This is a genomic window from Kribbella polygonati, from assembly GCF_050320105.1.
GTDB lineage: Bacteria > Actinomycetota > Actinomycetes > Propionibacteriales > Kribbellaceae > Kribbella.
Map to the genome: position 1 here is coordinate 6,107,046 of NZ_CP190129.1, position 25,806 is coordinate 6,132,851.

Genomic DNA, 25,806 nt, shown 5'->3' on the forward strand with positions numbered 1-25,806 from the left:
CCGACGCTAAGCCCGTCACGATTCGGTGGCGGCCGAACTGATCTTCAGGCGCTGAGCCAGGCGTTCCGCGTCGTACGGCGCGTGCACCTTGGCGTCGTTGTCGAAGTACACGTAGGTGTCGCACTTCCACGAGCGGACCTTGCGCGCCCAGCGGTCGAGCGACTTGTCGTCGTACCCGCTCACGTACAGCTCTTCCGCGCCGTGCAACCGGGCGTACGCGAAGTCCGCGGTGACGTCGTCGAACATCGGCCACTTGCCCGCCGTGTCGGCGCAGACCACCGCGATGTCGTGCTCCCGGGCCAGCTCGACGAAGTCGTCGGTCTTGAAGCTCTCGTGCCGTACTTCGATGGCGTACCGGAGCGGCCGGTCCACGCGAGCTTCGAGCAGCGCCCGCCCTTCCAGCCGCTCGTCGTGCCCCTTCGCGACCTGCGCGGCAGCGGCCGTTGTGCGCGGCAACTGTGCGAAGAAGTCCGCGCACCGGGTCGCGTCGTACCGGAAGTTGGGCGGGAGCTGCCACAGCACCGGGCCGAGTTTGTTGCCCAGCGCAAGAACCCCGGAGGCGAAGAAGTTCGCCAGCGGCGCGTCCACGTCGGCGAGCCGTTTGAGATGCGTGACGAACCGCGGGCCCTTGACGGCGAACACGAACCCGTCGGGTGTCTCGTCGTACCAGCGCTGGTACAGCTCCGGGCGTTGCAGCGCGTAGAACGAGCCGTTGAGCTCGATCGAGTTCAGCCTGGCGGACGCGTACTCGAGCTCGGCGCGCTGCGGGAGCCCCTCCGGGTAGTACGTCCTGCGCCACGGCGGGTAGCGCCAGCCCGAGATCCCCACGCGATATTTGCAGGCCGGCCAGCTCATGGGTCGATTATGGTCCCGGCATGCAGATCGACCGCGGTGCGTACCCGGAGGCGCGGACTCCCTGGGACGATCCGGCGTGGCGCGTCGAGGCGCTCGGCTGGCTGGATGCGGCGCTGGGGCGGATCGGCGTCCGGGAGAGCGGGCCGCGGCGGGTCCGGGTACGGCCGTGGTCGGTGATCGTCCGGGTGGATGCGGCGAGTCCGGTGTGGTTCAAGGCGGGCGCGCCCGGGGCCGCGTTCGAGGCGGGGCTGGGCGAGGCGTTGGCGCGGTGGGCGCCGGGGCACGTGCTGACGCCGTACGCCGTGGATGCGGCGCGCGGGTGGTCGTTGATGCCGTCCGGGGGCGAGCTGCTGCGGAGCGTGCCGCCGGGGCCGCGGGAGTGGACGGAGGCGTTGACGCAGTACGCCTCGCTTCAGCGGTCGCTGGTCGGGCGGGTCGAGGAGCTGCTGCGGCTCGGCGTACCGGATGCTCGGGTGGCGGCGTTGCCGGGGATCTTCGACGCGGCGGTCGCATCGTGCGTGCGTGGGGCGGAGGCGGCTCGGCTGCGGGAGTTCCGGCCGCGGCTGGTCGGGTGGTGCGAGGAGTTGCGGGCGATCGGCGTACCGGATTCGCTGGATCACGCGGACCTGCACGACGGGCAGATCCTGGTGGCGGAGCCGGGGCGGTACACGTTCTTCGACTGGGGTGACGCGAACGTCGGTCACCCGTTCTTCAGCCTGCTGGTCACCCTCGACCGCGCGGCCGAACTCCATGGGCCGGAGGTCGCCGCGCGGCTGGAGGACGCGTACCTGGAGGCGTGGACCACCGACGGCCACACCCTGCCGGACCTGCGGCGCGCCGCAGACCTCGCCCGCCGCCTCAGCCAACTGACCCGCGCCGGCTCGTGGGCCCGCCTGTTCCCCGACGCCGCACACCTCGGCGTCCCCGAACGGGCCGCCGCGCTGCTGCGGCTCCTGCCGTGATCCGGACCGCCAGGCCATCACAATTGCGGCCATTGCCCGCGCTCGAGCGTGCCCGGCGCCGCGGCGGCACGATTGTGATGGCCTGGAGATCCGGGTCAGGTCGGGATCATCTTCGGCCACCAGGGCGGGACGTTGCCCGGGCAGGTGCCGGGGGAGCCGGCCGGGGTGCCCTGCCAGGAGAACAGGGCGAGGTCGGCGATCGCGAGCGCGATGCAGGCGGCGAACAGCGAGAACAGGAACGCCTTCCCGGCGTACCGGAAGACGATCGTGAACAGCACCAGGTTGACGATCAGCGCGATCGGCACCCCGAGGAACAGCAGCGTCAGCCCGTTCGGCACCTTCCCCGCGACGTCGACGTGACACGTCTTCCACGCCCGCGAGGTGAGCACGATCAGCCCGAACGCGGCCCCGCCACCCACGACCACGGTAAGGAACGACTCGCCCTTACTCCCCTTCGCCGCAAACGCCATGAGCATTACGGTAAGTGATCCACCGCGTCACTTCATCCCGGTCAGTCGTCGAGGGGGTGCAGATCAACCGGTGTGAGCACCCAGCGGAACCCGTACTTCGGGCTCGCGGCGCGGTCGACCTTGTCCGGCGCGAAGTACTCGTTGACCAGGCTGAGCAGCCGCTCGTGGAACTCCGCGACCCGTTCACCCGGGACCCGGCCGGCGTGTTCCCCGCTGTCCTGGACGAAGCCGGCAGCGTACATTCCGGCGGCCGCGTCGGCGTACGCCTGCACGTAGTCCTGCACGCTCGTACCGGGTATCGCCGACCGGTTCCTGGGCTCCGGGGTGGGGCTCGCGGCCAGGTCGGCGCCGGCCTCCGTACGGTGCCAGCGGCCGGCCTCCTCGGCGGCGCGACCGGTGTCGCGGAGCTTCTCCAGGTACCAGAGCACGCGCGCGTCGGTCACGTCGAGCGCGTCGGCCAGCTCGGTCAGCGTGTGCGGCTCGGCCAGCGAGGCCACGATCCCGCGCGGCAGGTCGGACTGTTCCCAGGTCATGCGGACATTCAATACGCCGAGGAGACGATCGGCGACCTCACGTACGGCACCACTCGCATCGACCAGCACGGCGCCGTACCTCGCGTTGTCGGCGTCGACATCTTGGTGCCAGCGAAGGACACGTTGCAGTTCCGCCGCGCTCGAGCCCGGAGCGTTTCGGGTGGCACGCGGTAGGTGTGGTCCGCGAACCAGGCGTCGTCCCGCTCGGCCGGCATCGCCACCTCGGCACCGCCGGCGTCGAACCACCGCGCCAGCCGATCCCGGTCGACGTCGTACACGACGTACCCCCGCCGCCGCAGCTCGTCCCCCACCGCGGTCTTCCCCACCCCGGACGAGCCGGTCACGTAGACGAGGCCCATCACTCCACCTTCGGCCGGAGCCACATGATCGTGGTCGGGGCGGTGTCGTCGGGCGCTGGGACGACGACGAGTTGGTGGTCGTCCTCGTACAGGACCCGGCCGGGGGCGGCGGAGGTGTAGCGCTCGCACGGGAGGTTGTGCGCGGCGAGGATCTGCAGGTAGCCCGGGATCGGCTCGAGCAGGTGGGTTGCCGTGGTCTTGAACCAGGAGGCGGCCAGCGGGTCGGCCTCGTAGACGCCGGACGGTTTCTCGTACGCCGCGTCGTACCAGTCGTTCGTCGTACGCCGGAACCGTTCCTCGTCGGCGGTCAGGTAGCCGCGGTACGCGAGCATGTTGACGAGGCCGAAGATGCCGATCCGGCGGCAGCGGCGGTCGGGGACGGGACTCTGGTAGCGCACGTACGTCGGCATGCTGGGGATTCTGCCCGGTTTTTGTCGGCGGGGCCGTCTACGCTCGCGCGTCATGGTGGATCTGACGGCGACGCGGGAGTCGTACGACGTACTGGCGGAGCGGCATGCGGACGTGGTCGGCGCGGGCCTGGACGACCTGCCGCTGGAGCGCGGTCTGCTGTCGGTGTTCGCCGAGCTGATACTTGCCAACGGCAACAGACCGGTCGTGGACGTCGGGTGCGGGTCGGGCCGGGTGACGACGGTGCTGGCACGGCTCGGGCTGGACGCGTTCGGGGTCGACCTGTCGCCGGGGATGGTCGCGCTGGCGCGGCGTACGTACCCGGACCTGCGGTTCGAGGAGGGTTCGCTGCTGGCGCTCGACCTGCCCGACGCGGAGCTCGGCGGCGTACTCGCGTTCTACTCGATCATCCACACCCCGTGGGAGCTGCGGGCGCAGGTGTTCGCCGAGTTCCATCGGGTGCTCGCGCCGGGTGGGGTGCTGATGCTGGCGTTCCAGGTCGGCAGCGAGAGCAGCCGGCGGACCGAGCTGTACGGCACCCCGATCGCGTTGGAGTGGTACCGGCAGCAGCCGGACGAGATCGCGGAACTGCTGCGGGCAGCCGGCTTCGGCATCTGGTCGACAACGGTCCGCGAGCCTGGTGAGGGGGAGACCACGCGGCGGGCTTATGTCATCGCACGCCGTTGACCTTCGGGGCGTGTCAGGCATACCCTGACACAACCTTGTCAGGCGATACCTGACAGATTCCCGAGGAGGCCATGATGTCCGACAACGTCTTGCGATGCTCGTTCTGCGGAAAGGTCCGCGACGAGGTGGAGCACCTGATCGCCGGCCCGGGCGTGTTCATCTGCAACGAATGCGTCGAGCTGTGCGAACGCGTGATGAGTGACAAGCCACTGCCGTCGTTCCCGCCGCTGGACGGGAAGACCGACGAGGAACTGCTGGCCGACATGGCCCGCCTCGACGCGTCCCGCGGGCAGGTCGAGGCCGCCGTACAGGATCGCGTACTGCGGTTGCGCTCGCGGTCGGTGACCTGGGCGCGGATCGGCGAAGCGCTCGGGATCAGCAGGCAGTCGGCCTGGGAACGGTACTCCGGGGAGGAATGATGATCCTGCTCGTCCGCCACGGCGAGGCCGACGGCACCCAACTGGACGCCGAAGGCTGGTGGGGCCCCGCGCGCGACTTCGCACCACTGTCCGCGCGCGGCATCCACCAGGCGAAGGACGCCGGCCGCCGCCTCCGCGACTGCGGCGCCGAGCACATCATCGCCTCACCGATGACGCGCGCCCTCCAAACCGCCGCCCTGATCGCCGCCGAAACCCACCTTCCGCTCACCGCCGTCGACGTCGACCTCCGCGAATGGCTCCCCGACAACACCCTCACCTGGCGCACCCCCGAAGCCCTCGCCGCCGCCGAGGACCGCAAGCGCCACAACGGCACCTGGCCCGCCGGCGAAACCCGCACCTGGGAACCCCACACCTCCGTCCGCCACCGAGCCCTCACCGCCCTCCGCCGCCACCCGACCCCCGTGATAGCCGTCTGCCACAGCGTCGTCATCGAAACCCTCACCGGCACCCAAACCATCCCCCACTGCTCCGTACACCCCTTCACCCTCCCCACCGACGAGGTGTCCCTCTCCCGATGACCAGCCGACTCGTGAACCTCCGCAGCCGCTGGCTGCAGGCAACAACAACCGTCCTCCAGGCAGACCCCACCATCGCCGGCGCAGCCCTCGTCGGCTCCCTGGGCACCGGCCAAGCCGACGACTGGAGCGACGTCGACCTCCTCCTCGTCGCCGAGGATCCGGACGCCGTGGTCCTCCCGAGCACCAACCGCACCGTCACCATCGACGCCCGCCACAACGGCCCAGCCGGCACTCGAGCGAGCAGCGCCCAGTACGTCGTGGACGGCCTCCCGCTCTGGGTCGACTGGCATATCCACCCACTGTCCCTGGCCTACTGGCCCGCCGACAGCAAGCTCCTCTTCGAACACCACCCGATCCGCCGCACCCCCGCTACCTTCAACACCTACCTGAACGAAGGCCCCCGCGAACCAGCAACCCCCAAGACCGCCACCGAGCAACACGCACTCCGAATCGCCCTCATCCCCATAGCCGCCAAACAGGTCGCCCGCCGCTCCCCCGACGCACCCCAAACCATCCAATTCCTCGGCGGCCCACCAACCACCACCCCCCAATCCCAACTAGCCGCCCTCTACCAGCTACTGGACGAGCTCCAGACCCCCGAAACCCACGCAAGCGTCACCGCAGCCCGCAGCTACCTCACCCTCCTCGACCACTAGCTGGACGTGCGGAGGAAGCGCTCGACTTCCTCGACGTACTGCTCCGGCTCTTCGGCGTTCGGGAAGTGAGCACTGTTGGCGAAGACGCAGAGGTGGGCGCGCGGAAGGCGGGTGGCCAGGTCGCGCGGGCCGTCGACGCCGGCGTTGCGGTCCCAGAGGCCGATCAGGATCAGCACCGGGAGATCCACCGCGGCCAGGTCGTCGGCGAGCGGTACGGCGCGGGCCGGCTGGGCGGCCACAGCGGCCGCCATTGCGCCGGTGTTGACGAGACCGCTCTCCGCCCACAGCTCGCGGACGCGCCGGCCAACCTCAGGCTGGTGGAACAGGAACCGGTCCGTGGTTTCCCGATCGACGACGTCCCACACGGCGCGCGGACCCGAACGGTCGACGGCCGCGCGGATCGCCGTACGCATCGCAGCGTCCGCCGCAACAGCCTCGAACCCGCCGGGCCACGGCGACACACTGAGCGGACCCGCGAGAGCGGTGCCCTGCAGGATGAGCCCGTCGACACGCTCCGGATACGCCACGGCGTACTCGGCCGCCAACTCGCCTCCGAACGAGATCCCGAGCAGCACCATCCGCGGCAGCCCGAGCTGACGGCGCAGCTGCTCGAGATCGTCCACCAGCACAGGTACGGCGTACTCCCCGTCAACCGGCGCCGCGCTGCGCCCCGACCCGCGCTGCTCGTAGTACACGACCGGCCCGAGCCGCTCCAGCCGCGGGCCGGTCAGCCGCTCGAAGTCGTAGGCGAACCCACCCGGACCGCCGTGCACCACCACGACCGGCGTCTTGGCGCGGACATCCCCAACGATCCGCACCCAATGCCGTACTCCGTTGGCCATGACGTACGACTCGCTCATCGGACGCCAACTGCTTGGCTTGAGCCTCTGGTTCGAGGGCGTTGGGTCAGCGTGAGGTAAGCGACGGCTACGCAGATCATCACGAGCTTCACGGTACGGGCGGTTCGGGCGAGGGTCTCGGTGTCGCCTTGCACGAAGAGGCGGATCGCGGTGCGGCGAGTACGGCGGGCAGCAGGTTGCGCAGCCGCGCCGTCGGGCGGTGGCCGAGGATGGACCGGGCGACCTCGACCACCACGATCGAGCTGAGTACGTCCATCACGAACAGGAAATGCAGCACCACGTTCACGCCGAAGAAGATCCGTCCGATCCGCTCGTCCTTGCGGAGCAGCACCAGGACAGCAACGCCGTACGTCGACGTCGGCAGCAGCGCGACGTACGTGAGGACGACCACGACCAGCGCCAGCACGAACCCGTCGATCCCGAGGTGATCGCCCTCGCGGGCGCCGGCGACCAGGACCGACTCGGCGAACGCGACGAAGTTCAGCACGAAGAACGGCACGGCGAACAGCTTCACCAGGTTCGCCGACCGCTGCAGCGCGTCGAGGTCGCGGCGCCGGGACAGCCGGACCGCGTCGACCACCACGAGTACGGACGCGAGCAAGTAGACCACGAGCCACGTGCTGAACGAACCGAACGCGGCCGACAGCGCTCCCGGTCCGTCGATCCGGTAGGGCCAGTGCACCCCGATGCCGAGGGCAACGATCGCCATCACGACCGCGCCCAGGGCGAGGATTCCGCTCAGCACCGTGGCCATGGTGGCTCATTCTCGCGGCCGGGCAGGTCAGCCCGGTGAAACGATCAGTACCAGCGAGCCGTCGAGGTGCTCCTGCGTCCGCAGCGCGCCGTACTTCGCATCCCAGGCGCCACTGGACAAGTCGTTGCCCAGCGTCGTCTCGAACCGCTCGTGGACCTCGGGCGCGACGAAGCTCCACGCCGAGTTCGCCTGCCGCGCGCCGGGATCGAGCAGTCGCTCGGGCCGCCCGTAGTACGCCTCGCCGAATCCGTCGACGCAGCGCAGCGGGATCGGCAGCGACGTCGCGCTGCCGCCGCCGAGGCCGGCCAGGATCGCGTCGACGGTCGGGTACCGGCGGGCCTCGGTGTCGATCGCCTCGGGCGCGTACTCGTGCAGCCAGAACTTCCGCAGCGCGGCCGGGTCACACGTCAGTACGACGACCGGGCCGCGCGTCACCCGGCGTACCTCAGCCAGACCGGCGTTCAGGCCGGACCACTGGTGTACGGTGAACGTCGCCATCGCGGCGTCGAACGTGTCGTCGTCGAACGGCAGGCTCTCGGCGGTCCCGTCGATCGCCGCGACCCGGTCCGCCGGGCGCTGGGCGCGCATCTTCGCGGACGGCTCGACCGCGGTCACGGCGAGGTCGCGCGGCTCGTACGAACCGGCGCCGGCGCCCACGTTCAGGACGGTCCGGGCGGGACCGAGCGCGGCGCGGATCGCGGCCTCGAACTCCGGTTCGGGCTGCCGGTACGACGTGTAGCCCTCGCCGATCCGGCCGTAGTCCGCGTCGCCGGCGCTGCCGTCGGCCCTCCGGTTGGTGCTCATCAGGCTCCTTCGCGAGGTGAGTTCCTAGTGGATCAAGGCCTCGACCCACTCGTCGTGATGCTTGGCCGAGTACTCCGCGGCGGGTCCCCAGAAGTCGCCGTGACCGGTCGCGTAGTGCGTCGCCCACGGTTCCTCGCCGGTTTCGTGGCCACGGACGAGCAGGTCGTACGAACCGCGCGTACGGGCCGCCATCCGCGCCGGGAACGCCAGCCGCTGCTCGTGGTCGAGCCCGTAGCCGTCGACGAAGGCGCGCAACCGCGGGGCGTCGACCGTGACCTCGCCGGTCGGCAGCAGCGGTACGAGCGTCTGCGCGGCGTACCCGAGATCCCACAGCCGCGTCGACGGGCCCGCGTTGTCCCAGTCGATGAAGGCCCAGCGGTCGTCGCTGCAGACCAGGTTCCACGGCGCGAGGTCGCCGTGCAGGATCAGGTCGCCGCCGGCCGGATCCGGTACGGCGGGGTTCCAGGCCGCGTCCGCCGGCGGGTCGAAGGTCGTCATCGCGTCGTGGTACTCGCGGATCAGCCGGCCGAGGCGGCGCAGCTCGTCGAGGGAGAACGGCGGCATCGTGTCCGCCAGCGTGCCCGGGAGGTACTCGAGCACATGCCTGTCCTGGTCGTCCCGCCCCAGCGTCCGCGGCGCGAACGTCGTACCGTCGAGGTGCTCGAGAACCGCCTCGACACCGGCCGTGTGCGCGAGCGCAGGCTTCCGTACGGTCGCCCCGATCCGGACGACGCGGTCCGCGACGTTCCCGCCGGTCAGCTCTTCCTCGACGTCCATCCGGTCCATGATGGCGGGCCGGGCGGCGCGGCGATACGGATTTACGGTGGACCCGGTGCCGACGGCACCTTTACCGTGGTGCGGTGACAACGGTGCGCAAGGTCCAGATCACCTTCGACTGCGCTGACCCGGAGCGGGTCGCGCGCTTCTGGTGCGAGGTGCTCGGGTACGTCGCGCCTGAACCGCCGGACGGGTTCGCGTCGTGGGACGAGTACAACGCGACGCTGCCGCCGGAGGAGGCGGGAAGCTGGTTCGCCTGCACCGACCCGAACGGCGAGGGGCCGCGGCTGTTCTTCCAGCGCGTACCCGAGGGCAAGGTCGTGAAGAACCGCGTACATCTCGACGTACGCGTCGGCACCGGGCTTGTCGGTGACGAGCGGCTCGCGGCCCTCATGGCCGAACGGGATCGGCTGATGGCGCTCGGCGCGACAGAGGTCCTGCTCCAGCGCGCCGACGCCGTGAACGAGTCCTGCATCTGGATGAACGATGTCGAGGGCAACGACTTCTGCCTCGACTAGACCGACGATGGCCCGCGGCGTGCCGATGAACGCCGCTTCGCATGAACGCTGTGCTCAGCCTGCACTTCGAAGTACGCAACGAACAACCGGACTGGCCCGTGGTCGCGATCCTGGTGGACGGGCAGAACCCGTTCGCAGCGGTCGCCCCTGACCGGCAGGGCTTCGACCCAGCCGCAATCCTCGGCCCACCGACACCGGCCCCCACCCCTGACCTCGGCCCACTCGCGCCGGACCCGACCTGCGATCTCGGCCCGCTGGTGCCGGACGATGCCGGGCGGCGGGTGGCTGTCTACCGGTGTTCTTGCGGGGAGCCGGGCTGTGGCGTGATCGCGCCGTACATCGTGCCCTCCCCGGACCGCCGGCGAATCTCGTGGGTCGACTTCCGCGACTACACCGGCGTCTTCGACGACCCACTCACCGACCTGACCGCAGACGGCCGCCCGTGGGACCTACCCGACCTCCACTTCGACCGAACCCAGTACCTGACCGAAGTACACCGAGCCACCACCGACCGCTCCTGGGAAACCCCCCGCCGCGCGACCGCCCGCCTCCTCACGGACCGCCTCACCACAGTCCCCCACCTACGCTGGATCAGCCCAGCCTGGAACGCGGACGGCGTACAACTCTCCATCGAACCCCCAGGCCACCACCAACTGCTCCTACACCTCACCAGCACCGCCCCAACCCCATCCCAAGCCGCCGACGACATGGCCCAACAGCTCTTGAGCTGCCCACCGGCCGAGCGCTCCCGTCGTTTCGGCTGGCGTCGCTGACCAACTCGACGATATTATCTGATCAGATAACGCTCAGGAGTGCGGGGAGATGGACAAGGACAGTAAGGCGGTCACCGAACTGCTCGACAGCGCTCTCACGGAGAGCGGCCTGTCGCAAGCCGCGTTCGCCACTGCCCTCGGCACATCGGCTTCTCGTCTCTCCACCTACCGCTCCGGCAAGACCAAGCCGACTGCACAGTTCTTCCTGCGGGCACGACGGATCGCCCATGCCCTGCATGCGGCGCGCGAGTATCGGATCATGACGGCGCCGGCGACCGCGACGGCCATCCGCGAGGCGACCGACGAAGATTGGGCCTGGCGAATGCTGCTCCAGGGACGCGACCACCTACGCCTGCTGCTGCGCCGACGCGACGGGTCCGAGGCTGCGTGGGAGGCGGCGCCCGCGACCACGGGTCAGCCCGCCTTCGACGCCTTACTGGCCGCTCTGACCGCGGAAGAGTTCCGTGCGGCCGATGAGGAACCACCCGAGTGGACCAAGATCGCACCCCTCCCGGAGCCTTGGATCCCTGAGCACCTCTTCCTCGATCCCGACGAGATCGTCGCCCGAACCCCGGCGTACCTCGCCCGACTCAACATCTTCGTTCCGGCCCGTGATCTGGTGACCGCCTAATCGGTCGTCGTCGGTCGTTGTGGGTGCGGCGATCGCGGTGACGGCGGACGACAGCCCTCGTCGTACTGAAGACATCGACGCCATCACCCGCGACGACGCCGTACTCGAGGAAGCACGAGCGATGGCGGCCGACCGGAAACTTCCCGAGGACTGGCTCAACACCCACGCCGGCCCGTGGATGCCACCGCTTCCCGACGGATCGCTGACCACGGCGATACGCCCGGCTTGCACATCACCTACGCCAGCGACGAGTTCCTGCTGGCCACCAAGCTCGTCGCCCAGCGCCGCAAGGACGCCGCCGACATCGTCGTACTCGCCAAGCGCCTGCACCTGGAGAACGCATCGGCGTCCGACCTGGGGCAACTGGTCCGCCGCTACTACACCGACGACAACGTACTCGAGTTCATCCTCGACGGGAACGACACCGACCGGGAGCTCCACCTGCTGACAGTCCGCGCCGAGCGTCTACTGACGAATCATCGGTCCGGAGCACGTCCCGAAGTACCGACTACTCCGGTGTCAGCCGTACGTCGAAATCAGCCGCCGCCTCGCGAACGAAGCTGATCGGAAGGAACCTGCCAGCACTAGGGTCGCGGGATGTTGGGTCGGGTGCCGGAGGCGCGGGGGTTGGGGCCGGATGCGGAGGGGCAGTGGGTTCGGTGGTGGAGGTCGGCGGGGTGGGAGCGGGCGGCCGACCTACTGGATCGGGCGTGCGTCAGTGACCTCGTACCGCTCGACCTGGAGGTCAACGACGTCTACCCGGCGAACATCTTCGCTGACCGCACGACCGGCGTACTCCGCCCCCGCTTCTTCGACTTCGGCAACACCCTGTGGGCGCACCCGTTCGTCACCCTGCACGGCTTCCTCGACTCAGTCGCCGAGTGGACCCGCGCGCCGCTCTCCCCCGAAGACCGCGCCGACCTCGTCACCACCTACCTGACGATCTGGCACAACCACCTCGCCGCCGACCCCGCCGTACTCCGCCAAGACCTCGCCGCCACAGAACCCCTCACCGCCGTACACCGCCTGATCTCATGGACACGCCTCATCCCGTACGCCGACCCCACCGAACTCCGCACCCGCGCCCAAATCCCCCTCACCTACCTGACCACCGCGTGCGCCTAACGACCGAGACGATCAGAGCCAGCCAACCGAAACCAGCAGAGCGCCTGCCGTGCCGACGTCATCGCTAACCCGCGGTGACGACGAGCAACACACCGACCAGCACCAGCCCGACTGTCACGGCGCCGACCCAACCGCCGCCGGTCGTCCACACCTCAGTATGTAGGTCGCGCGGCGTCAGATGTGGCGGTAGCCGTCGTCGACGGTGAGTTCGAGGAGTGAACCGGCGGGTGCTGGCGTGGAGGTCGACCAGGTTTGACTACGGACGTCGCCGATGACGGAGAGGCCCAGGCGGTCACCGTCCATGAGTACGGCGTCGTCCGGGCCGAGGATCCGGAGCTTGCGGATGCGGCCGCCGCGGTGGCGGACCGTGTAGCCGCCGTCGTGCTCGACGATCTCGACGTCATCGTCGACGTCGACGATCCCGGGCTGCCACGGCGCGGTCAGGACTACTTGCCGGTCTTCCGTCAGCACGAGGAAGTCGACCACTAGCGCGACCCGGCTGCCGTCGGCGGCGACACCCCAGTAGCACGGATACCCGCCGTCGCCGTACCCGCTGGTGACCATCGCCCCGTCGACCACCTCGCCCAGCAGGCTGAACGTCGTACCTGGGTTCGCTTTCTCGGACTGCAGCAGGAACAGCTCGTCGGCGTACTGCGCGTCGCAGCGGACGAGGTTCGCGAGGTCGAGGAATGCCACGTTGCCGTAGTCGACACCGACGATGTGCGAGCCGTTCGTACGGGGCGCGGGATGCCAGGTTGCGGCCGGGAGGTCCGAGAGCCGGAGCCGCAGCGCGACGTTCGTACCGGCGACCGTCGCGACCTCGACGGGGTAGGTGCCGGGCGGAATTCGCTGAGCGAGCGGCTCGAGGTCGAAGTCGAGGTAGCCGAAATCGCGGACGGTCAGGACGCCCGACGCGCAGGTGATGCCGCCGAGCTGATGTACGGCGAGTGGTTCGGGTGTATCGAAGGGCGCAACCAGACGGCCCGCCTCGAACAGACTCGGGATGTCCAGCTCGAGGTCGGCCGCGATGTCCCCGAGGGGTACGTCGAACTTCGGCGCCGCAAGCAACCGTTCGGCCTCGGCCGCGTCGACCAACGGCGTACCGGGCGGGTCGAGGAACGACAGGATCCGCGCGATTCGCCACTCTCCCTCGCGACGCTCCAGCCGGTACTCGAAGTACCGAGGCAGTCCGCCACCTTCCATCACCGAACGCACCGTCGCGTGGTCGCCTTGCTCGACGACCTCCGTCACGGACTCACTCACCGGATCATGCGCCGGATCCCCGGACAGAACCCCTTCCGCTCCCGTCTGCGCGCCAGGCACAAAGTGCACGTCAACCAACCGAGCAAGCTCCCCCAGCCACACATCCATCTGCCCCGAAGCCAACCCCCGCTCATCCGGAACCTTCCCCGCCCGCTCCCAACATCCCCGAAAATCCACAACAAACGCCTCAACCCGACCCCGCGCACCATCACTCATCCGCGAGAGACTACCCAGCCGAGTTGCCGGGCCCCACTCGAACCGTTCACTCTGTTGCCCATGCCGCGTGACGAGGTACCGCCGCTGACGGAGGATGAGGCCGAGTTCGTCGAGGTGGTTCGGGCTCGGACGGTGGGCTGGGTGCCATCGACGGCACCGGAGGATTGGTACGACGGTATGCAGGTTGGGTCAGACGACGGGCGGTGTCTGGTCTGGGCGGATCTCATCGTGGACAACTCGACGCTGCTGACGGTCGGGGCGTACTACAACGGCGCCGTGACGACGACAGGGAGTCTTCATACTCAGTTGTTCGTCCTGGATCGGGACGACATACGCGTGCTGCCGTCCACGTTCGGCGGTCCGGTCTCGGAACAGGCGGCAGGTGCTGCCGACTGGCTGGATCGGTTGGTACGCCGACCAATCCGCCGCCGCGACTGGTCCGGCACCGCCCGCGAGTACGCCTTCGCCGACGACGGAACGAGTCTCGTCGTCTCCGGATCACAACGGGACCGCTCGGGCCCGCCGCTGCGAGAGTCCGTGCTCCAGATCTCGGAGGAACGATGACGGTCCTGGCGGCGGGAGGTCAGGTGTTCTGGTGCTCAAGCCATTCCTGGGAACTCACACGGTTTCGAATCCGCGTTTGTGTGGGAACCGCTTCGCGACTATCTCGTCCACGCCACCGGTCGCCAGGAACGCATCCACAGCGTCGAAGTTGTCGGCCCGGTAAGGCGACCACAACCTCGCTGACAAAGTCCAGGTCATTCGCGCGCGACATGCGGACGTCAGCTCCACAGGCAGAAGGGGTGGCCGGCCGGGTCCAGCATCACTCTTAATCTGTTGGGGTCTCGGTCGGCCGGCTGTTGGCGGGCCTCGCGGGCGCCGTACGAGAGTGCCCTGATGACCGCAGCCTGTACGTCGTCCACGCGGATCTCGAAGTGCATCATCTTCGTCTGCGCGGGCACCACCTCCGGCCATACCGGGGCGACGTACCAGTCGTTGGCCTGGATGTTGAGCCACATGCCGCTCTGAGGATCCTGCATCGCAGCCCAACGCGGCTCCCGCTCAGCCACCTCCACCCCGAGCAGGTCGCGATAGAAGGCAACCTCAGCGTCATACTCACCAGGCCCGCAATCGATGCACACCGCATTCCAGTGGAACCCCGGCGCTTCCTCGGAACCCTGCATGCTTCGTCGACTCCTTCGGGTATCCCGGTTCGTTAACGAGTCAGCCCACTCTAGGCGTGCGATTCCCGAGAGCTGGCAACCGAGGTCAGCGCGGTACGGATCAGATGGCACGATGCGTCCGTGGACGTGCAGTGGCCCGCGCGGCGTCGCGATGTGATCGAGGCGTTGGACGTACTCGCCTCAGAACCACCGACGACGGACGGAGCCGGCCACGACCCTCGTTGGCCCGACGTGACGAACGCGGTCCACTGGCTGGTAGATGACACCTTCTGGGACATCCATGATCCAGCGGATTCGATTGGAACCATCCTCCGCGACCAACGAGAAGCCGTCGTAGTTCGCAGGGTGGTCGCCGCCGTCGTGGCTGTATCGGAAAGGCAGGGCGCCACCTCGACCGATGCTCGATGGTTCGCCGACGAGGGTTGAGCCGAAGTTCGAGCCGCCGCAGCTGGCGCGGGCGCCGTACTACGTCTTAGCTGTCGTCCGTCGGATGGTCATGGAAGTACGTAATGGGCTTGCCTGATGTGGTGGCGTAGATGATTTCGCGGCGGGTGGTTTCGCCGATGTAGCCGTTGGGGTTCACGATGCGTACCTCGTCCGCGAGGTCGATCCGGCGGAGGTGTAGCTCGCCCAGGGCCTGCACGAGCGAAGGGTCGAGGTCAGGTACGTCGGTGGCCTCCGGGGCCAGCACGATCGCCAGGTCGAGCGTCAAGCGGGTGCGCTCGGCCGCCAACTCCTTGCTGAAGCGGAGGGAACCGCACAGGCAAACAATCTTCGGGCGAGCGACTGGCACGTCGGACATGAACACCTTTCAAAGCAGTGTCGGTGCGTTGTGTTTGGCTTCGGCTATGGATCTGAAGTCGCGGCTGCACGAGTCCCTCCGCGGAGCGCGAGAGACGAATCGCAGCAAGTTCGAAGGCCTGACGGAGTACGACCTGCGCCGGCCGTTGACGCCTACGGGAAGCAACCTGCTCGGGATTCTCAGGCATCTCGGCGGCATCGAACATGCGTACCTGTGCGAGACCTTCGGCCGCCCCCTTCCGCCACCGCCCCTGCCGGACGACTGGGAAGAAGAACTCTGGCACAACGGCGACATGTGGGTACGGTCCACGGAGTCGAGCGCGGCGATTCTGAGCTGGTACGACGAAGCCTGCGCGCAGGCGGACCGGACCATCGAGATGCTCGGCCTGGACGCCCCGGGCGAGGTACCCCACTGGGACGAGGCCCACCGGTCGACGACTCTCGGAGACATGATCGTCATCGTGCTCGGCGAGGAATGCCGCCACGGCGGCCACATCGACGTCGTCCGCGAACTGGTCGACGGCCGAGCAGGCCCGGACCACACCGACTTCGGCGCCCCGGCCAAGTGGCAGGCGTACGTCACCAAAGTCCAAGCAGCCGCCGACCTCCACGCCACCACCTGACCGGAGCAGGTGTCCCCGGAAACGCAAAACACCAGGTCAGAGACCTGGTGTTGGTGTTTTGCGTGGCGCGCTCGGAGGGATTCGAACCCCCAACCTTCTGATCCGTAGTCAGATGCTCTATCCGTTGAGCTACGAGCGCTGGACAACGTCGAGTAACGATACATGGAGGGGGCGGATGTTTGCCAATCGGGCTCTGGGAGGGGGCTCTACGATCCGCGCATGGGACTTGAGGAGCTGTTCGGTGGGCGGGATCTGGGGGACGTGAAGAAGGCGGTCGGGTTCGTGATGGAGAACTCGGACGACTTCCAGAAGGTGCTGAATCTGGTGCGGGGGTTGCCCGACGACGCGGTGGGGTTCATCGGGAAGTTGCCGGAGTTGCTGAAGACGATCGGGGCGGGGCTGGCGGAGGCTGGGGAGCAGGCGGGGAAGGCGGCGGGGGCGCTTGTCGGGGAGGACGGGGAGGGTGGGGCGCGGAAGGCGCTGAGCGGGAGTGCGGGGACCATGAACGCGGCGAAGGACCGGCTGCACGACGCGGCGGGGATGCTGGCGGGGCTGGCGGGTGAGCTGGACAAGATTCCGGGGGTCGGGGGTGCGGCGGCGAAGAAGCTGAACCACGGGAGTGGGCAGATCGGCGGGGTCGCGACGGAAATCGAGAGTCTGGCCGGGAACCTGCAGGAGCTGTCGGGGATTCTCGCGACGGTGGGGGAAGCGCTGAACGGCCTCGGTACGAAGCTCACGGAGTCCGGCGGGTCGGTGCGGACACTCCTCGGATGAGACGGAACCGGAGTTCGGTGACGTTCGTCTAACGCGGGGTGTTCGTCGGGTGAGGGAGGACCTCCGCGTGGCTAAGGTCGCGGGCATGGCTAGTCGGCTGGTGCGGGGTACGGCGATCGGGTGCGGAGTGGCCGCGCTGGTCGGCGGCGGGGTCGGGTTCGCGGTCGGCGAGCCGGTGACGCAGGGCGACATCCCGGCGCCGCGGGCGCTGCCGAAGGACCTGTGCGCGAAGATCGGCGACGTGTCCGCCCTGTTGCCGAAGGCATCGGCCGGGCCGGTGACGATGATCCAGGGCGGTACGTCGGAGATCACCTGCCAGGCGGGCAGTTCGCGGGCGAAGGTCCGGGCGTACACGTCGGCGAGCGTGAAGGTCACGATCACGCCGTACGGCGGGCAGGACGCCGGCGCGGGGAACACGCCGTTCACGCCGGACCAGGTCGCGAAGCGGACGTTCACCCGGTCGCCGCTGAAGTCGTACGACAAGGACCGGCCGTACCCGACGAAGGTCAGCCGGACGGAGAGCGGGCTGGCGGGCGAGTCGTGGAACGTGCACGCGCTCGTCCAGCACGCCGACGTCGTCGTACTGGTGGAGTACACGGCCAACCCGATCGACGGGGACTCCGCGCAGCAGGCGGCGCTGGCGCTCGCGGACCGGGCGATCTGGGAGAGCAAGTGACCAACGGCACGCCGGAGATCCCCGGCTACCAGCTGGACCAGCGGATCCTGCAGCACCCGCTGGCGGAGCTGTGGCACGGGCGGTCGTTCACCGGGATGGAAATCGTCGCGCTGATCCTGAGCGAGGCCGGCGCGGAGAACCAGACCGTCGTCGACCGGCTGGCCGGCGCGAGCCGCGACGCCGCGCTGGTCCCCGGCCGGCAGGAGACCCCGCTCTGGGCGGCGAGCTTCAACGCCGAGCGCCCGTACGCGATCACCCAGCTGATCGCGGGCCAGACCGGCGCCGAGCGACTGATCGACCCGCTGGACGGCATCGTCGGCAACGACGAGGACTCGCTGCGCGCGGTCCGCGATCAGCTCAGCAGGTACGGCGCCGCCGCGCCACCACCAGCCACCAACATCCCGTCCTACGTCGACCGCCCCCCGGAACCACAGCAACCGCAGGAGACGCAACAGCCGTCCAGGATCGAGATCGCCCGGCAGTACCGCCGCAAGATCGGTGCCTGGGTGTACGCCGTGGTCGCCGTCGCCGTACTGATCGTGTTCACGGTCGCGTACTCCGTCGGCACCGCGATCGGCAGCGCGGTGAAGGCCAAGCCCACCGATCCCGCGGCCGGCGCGCCCGCGGTCAGCCCGGAGCCGTACGCGCCCCGGGTGCTGATCCCGCCGATCGAGCGGCCGACGACCGCGGCGTACAAGCGCCCCGACGGTTCGGCCGGTGTCTTCGGTGCGACGTACCCGGCGAACGCCGACGTTCAGGTGGTGGCGAACGCCGAGCTCCCGTTCGCGTTCGGCTGGCCGCGGCCGCCGCAGGTGGCGTTCCTCGGCGAGTCGTCGCAGCTGATCCTGCGGAAGGTCGTGACCAAGAACGACTACGCGCCGGGCGGGCTGAAGAACGCGATGCAGGCCCAGTTCGCGCTGCACCCGTGCGCGACGCTCGCGAAGTGCCTGGCCGACCGGCCGGGCTTCGACAAGCAGTGGACGGCGATCTACCGGACGACCGTGCCGGCCACCGCGAAGGACGCACGGACCTGGTTGAGCGTGTCGACCGCGGCGCCGTACACGATCACGATGACCCGCGCGTTCCAGAGCGGCGGTCACTGGTGGCTGGTCGGGGTGATGGCGTACGGGCAGACCGTCGAGGCGCCGGACGTGCAGCGGCTGGTCAACGACATCTGGCGGCAGACCAGCTGAAGGACCGCAAAATCTCCTGGAACGGCCCGCGCACCCCGCGCGGGCCGTTCTCATTTTCACAAGCGGCACCGGAAAGCGATTGTCGCGAAAACTTTGTGACCGGGTTCACGTTCTAGGGGTTCTCAGACCCCGGCGACGTCGCGTACCGTTAAAACCACTTGCACACTGGTATGTATCCACTGGAACTACTGGTATGCGACAGATCACACCGCCAGCCAGCTGCACCGAACCGCCGGAGACCCCGGCGGCCGGACGCCGTACCCGCCTTTCAGCGTCGAGAGGCCGGGACGTCACCGGACCCGGCAGCCGAGAGGGAATGAGCCGCGAATGACGACGATCGCCAATCCGACCCGGACCAAAGCCGACCACCGAGCCGACAGCACCGCCACCCTCCCGGCGACCGACCGGCAGTACGACCTGAGCGACGCGCCGACCCAGCACGCCGGCCTGCTGGCCTGGGTGGCCGAGGTCGCCGCGCTCACCCAGCCGGACCGGATCCACTGGGTCGACGGGTCGGACGCGGAGTACGCGAAGCTCACCGACGAGCTGATCGCGGCCGGCACCATGGTCCGGCTGAACGACGAGAAGAAGCCGAACTCGTTCTGGGTCCGCACCGACCCGTCGGACGTCGCGCGCGTCGAGCAGCGCACGTTCATCTGCTCGGTCGAGGAGAAGGACGCGGGGCCGACCAACAACTGGGTCGCGCCGGCGGAGATGAAGGCGACGCTCAAGAACTTGTACAGCGGCGCGATGCGCGGCCGGACGATGTACGTCGTCCCGTTCTGCATGGGCCCGCTGACCGCCGAGAAGCCGATGTTCGGCGTCGAGATCACGGACTCGGCGTACGTCGTGGCCTCGATGCGGATCATGTGCCGCAGCGGCGCCGAGGTACTCGAGAAGATGGGCGCGGACGCGCCGTACGTCCCCTGTCTGCACTCGGTCGGCGCGCCACTGCAACCGGGCGAGCAGGACGTGCCGTGGCCGTGCAACGACGAGAAGTACATCGTGCAGTTCCCGGAGGAGCGGGCGATCTGGTCGTACGGCTCCGGGTACGGCGGCAACTCGCTGCTCGGCAAGAAGTGCTACTCGCTGCGGATCGCGTCCGCGATGGCGCGCGACGAGGGCTGGCTGGCCGAGCACATGCTGATCCTCAAGCTGATCTCGCCGGAGAAGAAGGTGCACTACGTCGCGGCGGCGTTCCCGAGCGCCTGCGGCAAGACCAACCTGGCGATGCTCGACCCGACGCTGGAGGGCTGGGAGGTCGAGACGCTCGGCGACGACATCGCCTGGATGCGGTTCGGCAAGGACGGCCGGCTGTACGCCGTGAACCCGGAGTTCGGGCTCTTCGGCGTTGCCCCTGGCACCGGCTGGAAGACCAACCCGAACGCGATGCGGACGATCGAGAAGGGCAACTCGGTCTTCACGAACGTCGCGCTCACCGACGACGGCGACGTCTGGTGGGAGGGCTACTCGCCGACCCCGCCGGACCACCTGACCGACTGGAAGGGCCGCGAGTGGACGCCGGACTCGGGCGAGCTGTCCAGCCACCCGAACAGCCGGTTCTGTACGCCGATCACGCAGTGCCCGATCCTCGCCGACGAGTACGACGACCCGAACGGGGTCCCGATCTCCGCGATCATCTTCGGCGGCCGGCGGGCGACGACCGTACCGCTGGTGACCGAGTCCCGGGACTGGGCGCACGGCGTGTTCATGGGTGCGACGCTGTCCTCGGAGACGACCGCGGCGGCCGTCGGCCAGGTAGGCGTCGTACGGCGGGACCCGATGGCGATGCTGCCGTTCCTCGGGTACGACGCGGGGCAGTACTTCGACCACTGGCTGACCGTCGGCAAGCAGCACGACGCGGCGCGGCTGCCGAAGATCTTCTACGTGAACTGGTTCCGCAAGGACGACGCGGGCAAGTTCGTCTGGCCGGGCTTCGGTGAGAACAGCCGGGTGCTGAAGTGGGTCATCGACCGGATCGAGGGTCAGGCCGACGCGGTCGAGACGCCGATCGGCCGGGTGCCGGCCGCCGGCGCGCTGGACGTCACCGGGCTGGACGTGACCGCGCAGGACCTGGAGATCGCGCTGAACGTCGACGCCGACGAGTGGAAGGCCGAGCTCCCGCTGATCGAGGAGTGGTTCGCGAAGCTCGGCGACACCGTCCCGGCGTCGTTGAAGGTCGAACTCGACAACCTCAAGGCCCGCCTGGGCTGACCGGCACCGGCCGCCGAGTCGGAAGCCGGCGGCCGGACGACAGCGCGGCGCCCCGGATCACCTCCCGGGGCGCCGCGCTGTACTTTCCGCCAGCACCCGCCGTACCTGGTCGTCGCTGACCTCCGAGAAGTCGCGGTACGCCTGCCCGACCGCGGTGAAGTACTGCGGGAACCACGGGCACACCACCCGGTCCGCCCGGAGTCCGCGACAACTGGTCGTACTGCCTACGGGTACGGCGGCGATCACCTGCGCGGGCCGTTGCCGGCGTACCGCGTCCACCGCGGCGCGCATCGTCGTACCGGTGGCGAGGCCGTCGTCGACCAGGACGACGGCACGGTCCCGTACGTCGATCGGCGGCCGGTCGCCGCGGTACGTCGACTCGCGGCGGCGCAGCTCGCGCTCCTCGGACCGGCGTACCGCCTCGATCGCGTCCGGGTCGACGCCCGCCGCGACCGGCTCGTTGCGGACCAGGTACAGCTCCTCGCCGACGCCGGCGATCGCGCCCATCGCCAGCTCCGGCTGCCACGGGACGCCGAGCTTGCGGACGACCAGGACGTCGAGCTCCGCGCCGAGGGCGTCCGCGACCGGGGCCGCGACGAGTACGCCGCCGCGCGCCAGCCCGAGGACCAGGACGGAGCCGGCGACCGGGCCGATCTCCTCGGCCAGTGCCCGGCCGGCGGTCTCCCGATCCCGGTACGGCCTCCTCATAGGACCCATGATCCAACTACGTTGACCGCATGCGAATCCCTGACAGCGCGCGAGCGGTACTCGAGTCGAAGGCCCTCGGGCATCTGGTGACGATCAACCCCGACGGCAGTCCGCAGGCGTCGGTGATCTGGGTCGGGCTGGACGGCGACGAGATCATCGCCGGGCACATCCCGAACAACCGCAAGGTGAAGAACATCCGCCGCGACGGCCGGGTCGTGCTGACGGTGGAGACCGACGTCGTCAACGAGACGGGGCTGGCCGAGTACCTGGTGATCACCGGCACGGCACGGATCACCGAGGGCGGCGCGGTCGATGTACTGCGGAACCTCGCGAAGACCTACATCGGCCCGGACGCCGAGTTCTTCCCGGGCGCCGAGCCGCCGCCGGGGTACATCACCCACATCGCCGTCGACAAGATCGGCGGGGTGGGACCGTGGGCGTGAAGGTCGGAGTGATGCTTCCGCTCGGTGCCGGCGACGGGCCGGGTGGCGGGATGCCGGGGTGGCGGGACGTCCGGGCGGTCGCCGAGGCGGCCGAGCAGGGTGGGCTGGACTCGGTCTGGATCGCGGACCACTTCCTGTACCGCGACGGCGACGGCCAGGTCTTCGGGATGCACGACAGCTGGACCCTGTTGTCCGCGGTCGCCGCGGTCACCGAACGGGTCGAGCTGGGCAACATGGTGCTCTGCGCATCGTTCCGCGATCCGGGCCTGACGGCGAAGATGGCCGCCACGCTCGACGAGGTCTCCGGCGGGCGGCTGACCCTCGGCGTCGGCGCCGGCTGGCACGACCCGGAGTACGAGACCTTCGGCCTGCCCACCGATCACCGCGTCGGCCGCTTCACCGAGTGGCTGGAGATCGTCGCCCGCCTGCTCCGCGGTGAGACCGTCACGTACGACGGCACCTATTACTCGGCGCGCGACGCGAACCTCGACCCGGCGCCGCCGCACCGCGTCCCGCTCCTGGTCGCCGGACACCGCCCGCGGATGCTCAGGCTCGTCACCCAGTGGGCCGACGCCTGGAACACCGCCTGGTACGGCGTCCCGTCCGAGAAGCTCGACGAACGGCTGCAGACGCTCGACGACGCGCTGAAGACCGCGCACCGCGAGACCATCACCCGCACCGTCGGCCTCGTCGTCCGCGACCCCGAGCAGCCGTCGACGGACCCGAGCCCCCAGGCGATCCCGGTCGCAGACCTGCCGGCGGCGATCACGGCGTACCAGGAACTGGGCGTGGACCACCTGATCATCTCCGGCGACCCGATGACGCCGCGCACCGTGGAACGGATCGCCGAAGCGGTCCGGTCCCTCGATGCGTAGTCGCGCCTTCCGTCGCCGGATCGCCGCACTGCTGATCGACTACCTGCTGATCTGCGCCTGGCTCGCCGTACTGGCCGGGGCGGCCCTGGTCGTCTACCTGATCACCGGATCGCTGCCGAACTGGCTCGACCTGGTCGGCACGGCCGGGGCCGAAACCCTCGGCTTCGTGCTGCTCGTGCTCCCGGTGGGCATCTACCTCTTCACCACCGAGGCATCCGCCAGGCACGCGACCGTCGGCAAACGCGCGCTCCACCTCCAGGTGACCGACCCCCGAACCGGCACCCCGCCGACGCGCCGCCAGATCCTCGTCCGGACCGTCGTCAAACTGATCCCCTGGGAACTGGCGCACTTCTTCATCTGGCAACTGGCGGCCGCCGGCTCCCCGACCCCGGCCTGGATCACCACCGGCCTGATCGCGGTCTACGTCCTCCCGCTCACCTACCTGGCGATGGTCGCCTTCCGCAAGGACGCCCGAGGCCCCCACGACCTCGCCGCCAACACCGCGGTAGGCCCGAGCTGACCAGCAAACCCAGCCACGCACAGACGGGGGCCCGGGGGGGCGGAGCCCCGCCGGGCGGGGCCTGGGGGTTGCACCCCCAGAAAAGGCCGGAGCTCCCCACCTGCGCTTTCTGCAGGCAAGGAGCTCCCAGAGCGGAGGCGGCGAGATTTGAACTCGCGAGAGGGGTTTACCCTCAACCCGCTTAGCAGGCGGGCGCCATCGACCGGACTAGGCGACGCCTCCTCCGACGGTCCCCACGCGGGGACGCGACGACGGCCAAGCCTATCTGCTCGACCGGCCCGCTGCCAAAACGGGTTGTCCCCGGCCCGGACGCCGGCGCCTTTCCGCCGACCCGCGCCGGGTGCGCGGAGGGGAACACCAGGCTGCGCCGCGCGGGTCGCCACGCTGAGTGGCGGCTGTGGGACCTTGGGTGTGTCGGCCGGTGCATGTGTACCCTGGCGAACATCGACGGGGGTCGCCAGCATCACGTCAACCAAATGGGTGCCGTGGGCGTCTGAAGTACCGTGGGTCGCTCCGGCGGCCGACGGGCAGGTAATGACGTCGTCGATCAGGGAACGGAGCTATGTCGCGGAGTACTCGCGCAGCCGGCCGGAGGGCGGCGCCACGCGCCGGCCGATCCCGGCCTCGCTCTCATCGGGCCCGGACGGCGTCGAAGGCGATCGGGCTGACCCTGGTCAGCGCCCTGGTCCCCGGCTCCGGGCTGCTGATGGGCGGCCGCAAGAAGCTCGGCGCGTTCGTCCTGACGCTCAGCATCGGCCTGCTGCTGATCGGCGCGTACGTCGGTCTCACGCACCGCGACTCGGTCCTCGCGATCGCGGTGTCCCCGCGGCAGCTGCTGATCGCGACCTTCGCGGTCGTCGTACTGGGTGTCTGCTGGATCTGGGTCGTGATCGCCTCGCACAAGCTGATCCGCCCGGTGAGCATGACGTACACGGGCCGGCTGGCGGGCTCGATGGTGGTCGGGCTGCTGTGCTTCGCGATCGCCGTACCGACGACCGTCGCGGCGCAGACCGTGATGGCGCAGCGCGACCTGGTCGGCAGCGTGTTCCAGTCCGAGGGCAACTCCAAGAGCGCGACCCGGCCGAAGGTGACGAACGCGAAGGACCCGTGGGAGAAGATCCCGCGGCTGAACCTGCTGCTGCTCGGCGCCGACGACGGCATCGGCCGGACCGGTGTCCGGACCGACACGGTGATCGTGGCCAGCATCGACACCAAGACCGGTAACACCTCGCTGATCTCGCTCAGCCGGAACTGGATGCGGATGCCGTTCCCGGCGGACTCGCCGCTGCACAAGGTGTACCCGGACGGGTTCTGGGACCCGAGCCAGGGCAACATCGAGCAGCCGGAGTACTACCTCGACGCGATGTACGACAACATCCCGAAGGCGCACCCGGGGATCCTCGGCCAGACCGACAACGAGGGCGCGGACGCGGTGAAGCTGGCCGCGAGCGCCGCGCTCGGCCTGGACATCGACTACTACATGCAGGTCAACCTGGCCGGCTTCCGGCAGATCATCGACGCGCTCGGCGGCATCACCGTGAACGTCAACTACCGGGTCCCGATCGGCGGCGACTACGGCCAGGGTCCGGGGACGAACGGGCACAAGTTGCCGAGCGGCTACATCGAGCCGGGCCCGAACCAGAAGCTCGACGGTTACCACGCGCTGTGGTTCGCCCGCGGGCGGTACGGGCTGAGCGACCCGTCGCGGCAGGAGCGGCAGCGCTGCACGATCCACGCGCTGGTGAACAGCGCGAGCCCGCAGGCGCTGGTGACCAGCTACCAGGAGATCGCGAAGGCCAGCAAGGAACTGCTGCGCACCGACATCCCGCAGGAGATCCTGCCGGCGTTCATCCAGCTCGCGCTGAAGGTGAAGAGCGCCAAGGTCACCAACATCGACCTGGACAAGAACAAGAACTTCCCCACCGGCAAGAACCCGGACTACACGGCGATGCAGCAGATCATCCAGAAGTCGCTGAACCCGGTCGCGGGTACGCCGACCGCGAAGCCCACCAAGAAGCCGACCACCGGTACGACGAAGAAGCCGACGCCGACGAAGACCACGGCGACCCCGGGTACGGCGCAGAACCTGAACGACGCGTGCGCCTACAACCCGAACGAGACCGGCACCGGTAACTGAACCTTCCTCAGGAGACAATTGGACCAGAATTGAATCTGGTCACACCTGG

At 69.2% G+C, this 25,806-nt stretch carries 34 protein-coding genes and 2 tRNA genes; 21 read left to right on the forward strand and 15 right to left on the reverse strand.

Annotation, left to right across the window (positions count from 1 at the left end):
• Positions 1-15: 15 nt before the first annotated feature.
• A complete protein-coding gene (locus ACQHIV_RS28845; protein ID WP_427886900.1) occupies positions 16-855 on the reverse strand; it encodes a DUF72 domain-containing protein in 840 nt (279 codons plus the stop codon).
• Positions 856-875: 20 nt separating this feature from the next.
• Between ACQHIV_RS28845 and ACQHIV_RS28850 the strand changes: the two genes are divergently transcribed.
• Complete coding sequence (locus ACQHIV_RS28850; RefSeq protein WP_427886902.1) at positions 876-1,817, forward strand: phosphotransferase; 942 nt, start codon at positions 876-878, stop codon at positions 1,815-1,817.
• Between the two features lie 95 nt (positions 1,818-1,912).
• On the opposite strand, the gene ACQHIV_RS28855 is transcribed toward ACQHIV_RS28850, so the two are convergent.
• Genes ACQHIV_RS28855 through ACQHIV_RS28870 form a run of 4 tightly spaced genes read right to left on the reverse strand, consistent with a single transcriptional unit; the run spans position 1,913 to position 3,589 of the window.
• Positions 1,913-2,287, reverse strand: coding sequence for a hypothetical protein (locus ACQHIV_RS28855; protein ID WP_427886904.1), 375 nt, complete (start codon positions 2,285-2,287; stop codon positions 1,913-1,915).
• Between the two features lie 41 nt (positions 2,288-2,328).
• Complete coding sequence (locus ACQHIV_RS28860; protein WP_427886906.1) at positions 2,329-2,820, reverse strand: hypothetical protein; 492 nt, start codon at positions 2,818-2,820, stop codon at positions 2,329-2,331.
• Between the two features lie 8 nt (positions 2,821-2,828).
• Complete coding sequence (locus tag ACQHIV_RS28865; protein WP_427886907.1) at positions 2,829-3,179, reverse strand: hypothetical protein; 351 nt, start codon at positions 3,177-3,179, stop codon at positions 2,829-2,831.
• Positions 3,179-3,589: a hypothetical protein gene (locus ACQHIV_RS28870; RefSeq protein ID WP_427886908.1), complete on the reverse strand. Its 411-nt coding sequence runs from the start codon at positions 3,587-3,589 to the stop codon at positions 3,179-3,181. The genes ACQHIV_RS28865 and ACQHIV_RS28870 overlap by 1 nt, the downstream gene beginning before the upstream one ends.
• 52 nt (positions 3,590-3,641) lie before the next feature.
• Between ACQHIV_RS28870 and ACQHIV_RS28875 the strand changes: the two genes are divergently transcribed.
• From ACQHIV_RS28875 to ACQHIV_RS28890, 4 genes are all read left to right on the forward strand, one after another.
• Positions 3,642-4,274, forward strand: a complete 633-nt coding sequence (locus tag ACQHIV_RS28875) for a methyltransferase domain-containing protein (protein WP_427886910.1) — start codon at positions 3,642-3,644, stop codon at positions 4,272-4,274.
• Between the two features lie 74 nt (positions 4,275-4,348).
• The gene (locus ACQHIV_RS28880) at positions 4,349-4,693 is read left to right on the forward strand and encodes a ClpX C4-type zinc finger protein (RefSeq protein ID WP_427886912.1); all 345 of its coding nucleotides are present in this window, start codon (positions 4,349-4,351) and stop codon (positions 4,691-4,693) included.
• On the forward strand, positions 4,693-5,232 hold the full coding sequence (locus ACQHIV_RS28885; protein ID WP_427886914.1) for a histidine phosphatase family protein: 540 nt from the start codon (positions 4,693-4,695) through the stop codon (positions 5,230-5,232). The genes ACQHIV_RS28880 and ACQHIV_RS28885 overlap by 1 nt, the downstream gene beginning before the upstream one ends.
• Positions 5,229-5,888, forward strand: coding sequence for a nucleotidyltransferase domain-containing protein (locus ACQHIV_RS28890; protein ID WP_427886916.1), 660 nt, complete (start codon positions 5,229-5,231; stop codon positions 5,886-5,888). Before ACQHIV_RS28885 ends, ACQHIV_RS28890 begins: the two co-directional genes overlap by 4 nt.
• Here the strand turns inward: ACQHIV_RS28890 and ACQHIV_RS28895 are convergent.
• From ACQHIV_RS28895 to ACQHIV_RS28910, 4 genes are all read right to left on the reverse strand, one after another.
• Positions 5,885-6,748 (reverse strand): alpha/beta fold hydrolase, encoded by an 864-nt coding sequence (locus tag ACQHIV_RS28895; RefSeq protein WP_427886918.1) that lies wholly within the window; start codon positions 6,746-6,748, stop codon positions 5,885-5,887. The two genes, ACQHIV_RS28890 and ACQHIV_RS28895, sit on opposite strands and share 4 nt — an antisense overlap.
• A gap of 88 nt (positions 6,749-6,836) precedes the next feature.
• Complete coding sequence (locus tag ACQHIV_RS28900) at positions 6,837-7,502, reverse strand: DUF6652 family protein (RefSeq protein WP_427886920.1); 666 nt, start codon at positions 7,500-7,502, stop codon at positions 6,837-6,839.
• A gap of 27 nt (positions 7,503-7,529) precedes the next feature.
• Positions 7,530-8,306, reverse strand: a complete 777-nt coding sequence (locus ACQHIV_RS28905) for a class I SAM-dependent methyltransferase (protein WP_427886921.1) — start codon at positions 8,304-8,306, stop codon at positions 7,530-7,532.
• 24 nt (positions 8,307-8,330) lie between these two features.
• Complete coding sequence (locus ACQHIV_RS28910) at positions 8,331-9,083, reverse strand: phosphotransferase (RefSeq protein WP_427886922.1); 753 nt, start codon at positions 9,081-9,083, stop codon at positions 8,331-8,333.
• Positions 9,084-9,166: 83 nt separating this feature from the next.
• Here ACQHIV_RS28910 and ACQHIV_RS28915 point away from each other — a divergent pair, with 83 nt between their 5' ends.
• The 5 genes from ACQHIV_RS28915 (at position 9,167) to ACQHIV_RS28935 (ending at position 12,130) form a co-directional block, all read left to right on the forward strand.
• Positions 9,167-9,601, forward strand: coding sequence for a VOC family protein (locus ACQHIV_RS28915; RefSeq protein WP_427886924.1), 435 nt, complete (start codon positions 9,167-9,169; stop codon positions 9,599-9,601).
• 41 nt (positions 9,602-9,642) lie between these two features.
• Positions 9,643-10,374: a hypothetical protein gene (locus tag ACQHIV_RS28920; RefSeq protein WP_427886926.1), complete on the forward strand. Its 732-nt coding sequence runs from the start codon at positions 9,643-9,645 to the stop codon at positions 10,372-10,374.
• A gap of 49 nt (positions 10,375-10,423) precedes the next feature.
• Positions 10,424-11,005 (forward strand): helix-turn-helix domain-containing protein, encoded by a 582-nt coding sequence (locus ACQHIV_RS28925; RefSeq protein ID WP_427886928.1) that lies wholly within the window; start codon positions 10,424-10,426, stop codon positions 11,003-11,005.
• Positions 11,006-11,230: 225 nt separating this feature from the next.
• Positions 11,231-11,569, forward strand: coding sequence for a hypothetical protein (locus ACQHIV_RS28930; protein WP_427886930.1), 339 nt, complete (start codon positions 11,231-11,233; stop codon positions 11,567-11,569).
• A gap of 33 nt (positions 11,570-11,602) precedes the next feature.
• On the forward strand, positions 11,603-12,130 hold the full coding sequence (locus ACQHIV_RS28935; RefSeq protein WP_427886932.1) for a hypothetical protein: 528 nt from the start codon (positions 11,603-11,605) through the stop codon (positions 12,128-12,130).
• 174 nt (positions 12,131-12,304) lie between these two features.
• On the opposite strand, the gene ACQHIV_RS28940 is transcribed toward ACQHIV_RS28935, so the two are convergent.
• Positions 12,305-13,393, reverse strand: a complete 1,089-nt coding sequence (locus tag ACQHIV_RS28940) for a DUF4241 domain-containing protein (protein ID WP_427886933.1) — start codon at positions 13,391-13,393, stop codon at positions 12,305-12,307.
• 276 nt (positions 13,394-13,669) lie between these two features.
• Here ACQHIV_RS28940 and ACQHIV_RS28945 point away from each other — a divergent pair, with 276 nt between their 5' ends.
• The gene (locus ACQHIV_RS28945; protein WP_427886935.1) at positions 13,670-14,173 is read left to right on the forward strand and encodes a hypothetical protein; all 504 of its coding nucleotides are present in this window, start codon (positions 13,670-13,672) and stop codon (positions 14,171-14,173) included.
• 218 nt (positions 14,174-14,391) lie between these two features.
• Here ACQHIV_RS28945 and ACQHIV_RS28950 read toward each other — a convergent pair whose 3' ends face one another.
• Positions 14,392-14,793, reverse strand: coding sequence for a VOC family protein (locus ACQHIV_RS28950; protein WP_427886936.1), 402 nt, complete (start codon positions 14,791-14,793; stop codon positions 14,392-14,394).
• Positions 14,794-14,913: 120 nt separating this feature from the next.
• On the opposite strand from ACQHIV_RS28950, the gene ACQHIV_RS28955 reads away from it, so the two are divergent.
• Positions 14,914-15,219, forward strand: coding sequence for an SCO4402 family protein (locus ACQHIV_RS28955; protein WP_427886938.1), 306 nt, complete (start codon positions 14,914-14,916; stop codon positions 15,217-15,219).
• Positions 15,220-15,265: 46 nt separating this feature from the next.
• Here the strand turns inward: ACQHIV_RS28955 and ACQHIV_RS28960 are convergent, their stop codons facing one another.
• Entirely contained in the window at positions 15,266-15,595 is a 330-nt protein-coding gene (locus tag ACQHIV_RS28960; protein WP_427886940.1) for a hypothetical protein, read from the reverse strand.
• A gap of 46 nt (positions 15,596-15,641) precedes the next feature.
• Here ACQHIV_RS28960 and ACQHIV_RS28965 point away from each other — a divergent pair, with 46 nt between their 5' ends.
• Positions 15,642-16,217, forward strand: a complete 576-nt coding sequence (locus ACQHIV_RS28965) for a DinB family protein (RefSeq protein ID WP_427886942.1) — start codon at positions 15,642-15,644, stop codon at positions 16,215-16,217.
• A 63-nt stretch (positions 16,218-16,280) separates the two neighbouring features.
• Here the strand turns inward: ACQHIV_RS28965 and ACQHIV_RS28970 are convergent.
• Positions 16,281-16,356 (reverse strand) — tRNA-Arg (locus tag ACQHIV_RS28970).
• Between the two features lie 80 nt (positions 16,357-16,436).
• Between ACQHIV_RS28970 and ACQHIV_RS28975 the strand changes: the two genes are divergently transcribed.
• From ACQHIV_RS28975 to ACQHIV_RS28990, 4 genes are all read left to right on the forward strand, one after another.
• Positions 16,437-16,991, forward strand: a complete 555-nt coding sequence (locus ACQHIV_RS28975) for a hypothetical protein (protein WP_427886944.1) — start codon at positions 16,437-16,439, stop codon at positions 16,989-16,991.
• An 85-nt stretch (positions 16,992-17,076) separates the two neighbouring features.
• Positions 17,077-17,667, forward strand: a complete 591-nt coding sequence (locus ACQHIV_RS28980; RefSeq protein ID WP_427886946.1) for a hypothetical protein — start codon at positions 17,077-17,079, stop codon at positions 17,665-17,667.
• Positions 17,664-18,860 (forward strand): hypothetical protein, encoded by a 1,197-nt coding sequence (locus tag ACQHIV_RS28985; RefSeq protein WP_427886947.1) that lies wholly within the window; start codon positions 17,664-17,666, stop codon positions 18,858-18,860. The genes ACQHIV_RS28980 and ACQHIV_RS28985 overlap by 4 nt, the downstream gene beginning before the upstream one ends.
• Positions 18,861-19,187: 327 nt before the next feature.
• Complete coding sequence (locus ACQHIV_RS28990) at positions 19,188-21,074, forward strand: phosphoenolpyruvate carboxykinase (GTP) (RefSeq protein ID WP_427886949.1); 1,887 nt, start codon at positions 19,188-19,190, stop codon at positions 21,072-21,074.
• A 57-nt stretch (positions 21,075-21,131) separates the two neighbouring features.
• On the opposite strand, the gene ACQHIV_RS28995 is transcribed toward ACQHIV_RS28990, so the two are convergent.
• Entirely contained in the window at positions 21,132-21,782 is a 651-nt protein-coding gene (locus tag ACQHIV_RS28995; protein WP_427886951.1) for a phosphoribosyltransferase, read from the reverse strand.
• 29 nt (positions 21,783-21,811) lie between these two features.
• On the opposite strand from ACQHIV_RS28995, the gene ACQHIV_RS29000 reads away from it, so the two are divergent.
• From ACQHIV_RS29000 to ACQHIV_RS29010, 3 genes are read left to right on the forward strand one after another with little or no spacing between them, the layout of a single operon-like run.
• Positions 21,812-22,225 carry a PPOX class F420-dependent oxidoreductase gene (locus ACQHIV_RS29000; protein WP_427886953.1) on the forward strand — a complete coding sequence of 138 codons (414 nt, stop codon included), beginning with the start codon at positions 21,812-21,814 and terminating at the stop codon, positions 22,223-22,225.
• Positions 22,226-22,236: 11 nt separating this feature from the next.
• Positions 22,237-23,100, forward strand: a complete 864-nt coding sequence (locus ACQHIV_RS29005; protein ID WP_427886955.1) for an LLM class flavin-dependent oxidoreductase — start codon at positions 22,237-22,239, stop codon at positions 23,098-23,100.
• On the forward strand, positions 23,093-23,620 hold the full coding sequence (locus ACQHIV_RS29010) for an RDD family protein (protein WP_427886957.1): 528 nt from the start codon (positions 23,093-23,095) through the stop codon (positions 23,618-23,620). The genes ACQHIV_RS29005 and ACQHIV_RS29010 overlap by 8 nt, the downstream gene beginning before the upstream one ends.
• Before the next feature lie 132 nt (positions 23,621-23,752).
• Here the strand turns inward: ACQHIV_RS29010 and ACQHIV_RS29015 are convergent.
• Positions 23,753-23,842, reverse strand: a tRNA-Ser gene (locus ACQHIV_RS29015).
• A 340-nt stretch (positions 23,843-24,182) separates the two neighbouring features.
• Between ACQHIV_RS29015 and ACQHIV_RS29020 the strand changes: the two genes are divergently transcribed.
• Positions 24,183-25,757 carry an LCP family protein gene (locus ACQHIV_RS29020; RefSeq protein WP_427886959.1) on the forward strand — a complete coding sequence of 525 codons (1,575 nt, stop codon included), beginning with the start codon at positions 24,183-24,185 and terminating at the stop codon, positions 25,755-25,757.
• The last annotated feature ends 49 nt before the right edge of the window (positions 25,758-25,806 follow it).

Coding starts and splice junctions, on each gene's coding strand:
- ACQHIV_RS28925 (WP_427886928.1), top strand. CDS start 10,424: ATGGACAAGGACAGTAAGGCGGTCACCGAACTGCTCGACAGCGCTCTC.
- ACQHIV_RS28865 (WP_427886907.1), bottom strand. CDS start 3,179: ATGGGCCTCGTCTACGTGACCGGCTCGTCCGGGGTGGGGAAGACCGCG.
- ACQHIV_RS28995 (WP_427886951.1), bottom strand. CDS start 21,782: ATGAGGAGGCCGTACCGGGATCGGGAGACCGCCGGCCGGGCACTGGCC.
- ACQHIV_RS28910 (WP_427886922.1), bottom strand. CDS start 9,083: ATGGACGTCGAGGAAGAGCTGACCGGCGGGAACGTCGCGGACCGCGTC.
- ACQHIV_RS28900 (WP_427886920.1), bottom strand. CDS start 7,502: ATGGCCACGGTGCTGAGCGGAATCCTCGCCCTGGGCGCGGTCGTGATG.
- ACQHIV_RS28960 (WP_427886940.1), bottom strand. CDS start 15,595: ATGTCCGACGTGCCAGTCGCTCGCCCGAAGATTGTTTGCCTGTGCGGT.
- ACQHIV_RS28845 (WP_427886900.1), bottom strand. CDS start 855: ATGAGCTGGCCGGCCTGCAAATATCGCGTGGGGATCTCGGGCTGGCGC.
- ACQHIV_RS28990 (WP_427886949.1), top strand. CDS start 19,188: ATGACGACGATCGCCAATCCGACCCGGACCAAAGCCGACCACCGAGCC.
- ACQHIV_RS29000 (WP_427886953.1), top strand. CDS start 21,812: ATGCGAATCCCTGACAGCGCGCGAGCGGTACTCGAGTCGAAGGCCCTC.
- ACQHIV_RS28975 (WP_427886944.1), top strand. CDS start 16,437: ATGGGACTTGAGGAGCTGTTCGGTGGGCGGGATCTGGGGGACGTGAAG.
- ACQHIV_RS28885 (WP_427886914.1), top strand. CDS start 4,693: ATGATCCTGCTCGTCCGCCACGGCGAGGCCGACGGCACCCAACTGGAC.
- ACQHIV_RS28920 (WP_427886926.1), top strand. CDS start 9,643: ATGAACGCTGTGCTCAGCCTGCACTTCGAAGTACGCAACGAACAACCG.
- ACQHIV_RS28950 (WP_427886936.1), bottom strand. CDS start 14,793: ATGCAGGGTTCCGAGGAAGCGCCGGGGTTCCACTGGAATGCGGTGTGC.
- ACQHIV_RS28980 (WP_427886946.1), top strand. CDS start 17,077: ATGGCTAGTCGGCTGGTGCGGGGTACGGCGATCGGGTGCGGAGTGGCC.
- ACQHIV_RS28895 (WP_427886918.1), bottom strand. CDS start 6,748: ATGAGCGAGTCGTACGTCATGGCCAACGGAGTACGGCATTGGGTGCGG.
- ACQHIV_RS28880 (WP_427886912.1), top strand. CDS start 4,349: ATGTCCGACAACGTCTTGCGATGCTCGTTCTGCGGAAAGGTCCGCGAC.
- ACQHIV_RS28875 (WP_427886910.1), top strand. CDS start 3,642: ATGGTGGATCTGACGGCGACGCGGGAGTCGTACGACGTACTGGCGGAG.
- ACQHIV_RS29010 (WP_427886957.1), top strand. CDS start 23,093: ATGCGTAGTCGCGCCTTCCGTCGCCGGATCGCCGCACTGCTGATCGAC.
- ACQHIV_RS28850 (WP_427886902.1), top strand. CDS start 876: ATGCAGATCGACCGCGGTGCGTACCCGGAGGCGCGGACTCCCTGGGAC.
- ACQHIV_RS29020 (WP_427886959.1), top strand. CDS start 24,183: ATGTCGCGGAGTACTCGCGCAGCCGGCCGGAGGGCGGCGCCACGCGCC.
- ACQHIV_RS29005 (WP_427886955.1), top strand. CDS start 22,237: ATGCTTCCGCTCGGTGCCGGCGACGGGCCGGGTGGCGGGATGCCGGGG.
- ACQHIV_RS28935 (WP_427886932.1), top strand. CDS start 11,603: ATGTTGGGTCGGGTGCCGGAGGCGCGGGGGTTGGGGCCGGATGCGGAG.
- ACQHIV_RS28945 (WP_427886935.1), top strand. CDS start 13,670: ATGCCGCGTGACGAGGTACCGCCGCTGACGGAGGATGAGGCCGAGTTC.
- ACQHIV_RS28860 (WP_427886906.1), bottom strand. CDS start 2,820: ATGACCTGGGAACAGTCCGACCTGCCGCGCGGGATCGTGGCCTCGCTG.
- ACQHIV_RS28870 (WP_427886908.1), bottom strand. CDS start 3,589: ATGCCGACGTACGTGCGCTACCAGAGTCCCGTCCCCGACCGCCGCTGC.
- ACQHIV_RS28890 (WP_427886916.1), top strand. CDS start 5,229: ATGACCAGCCGACTCGTGAACCTCCGCAGCCGCTGGCTGCAGGCAACA.
- ACQHIV_RS28855 (WP_427886904.1), bottom strand. CDS start 2,287: ATGGCGTTTGCGGCGAAGGGGAGTAAGGGCGAGTCGTTCCTTACCGTG.
- ACQHIV_RS28965 (WP_427886942.1), top strand. CDS start 15,642: ATGGATCTGAAGTCGCGGCTGCACGAGTCCCTCCGCGGAGCGCGAGAG.
- ACQHIV_RS28905 (WP_427886921.1), bottom strand. CDS start 8,306: ATGAGCACCAACCGGAGGGCCGACGGCAGCGCCGGCGACGCGGACTAC.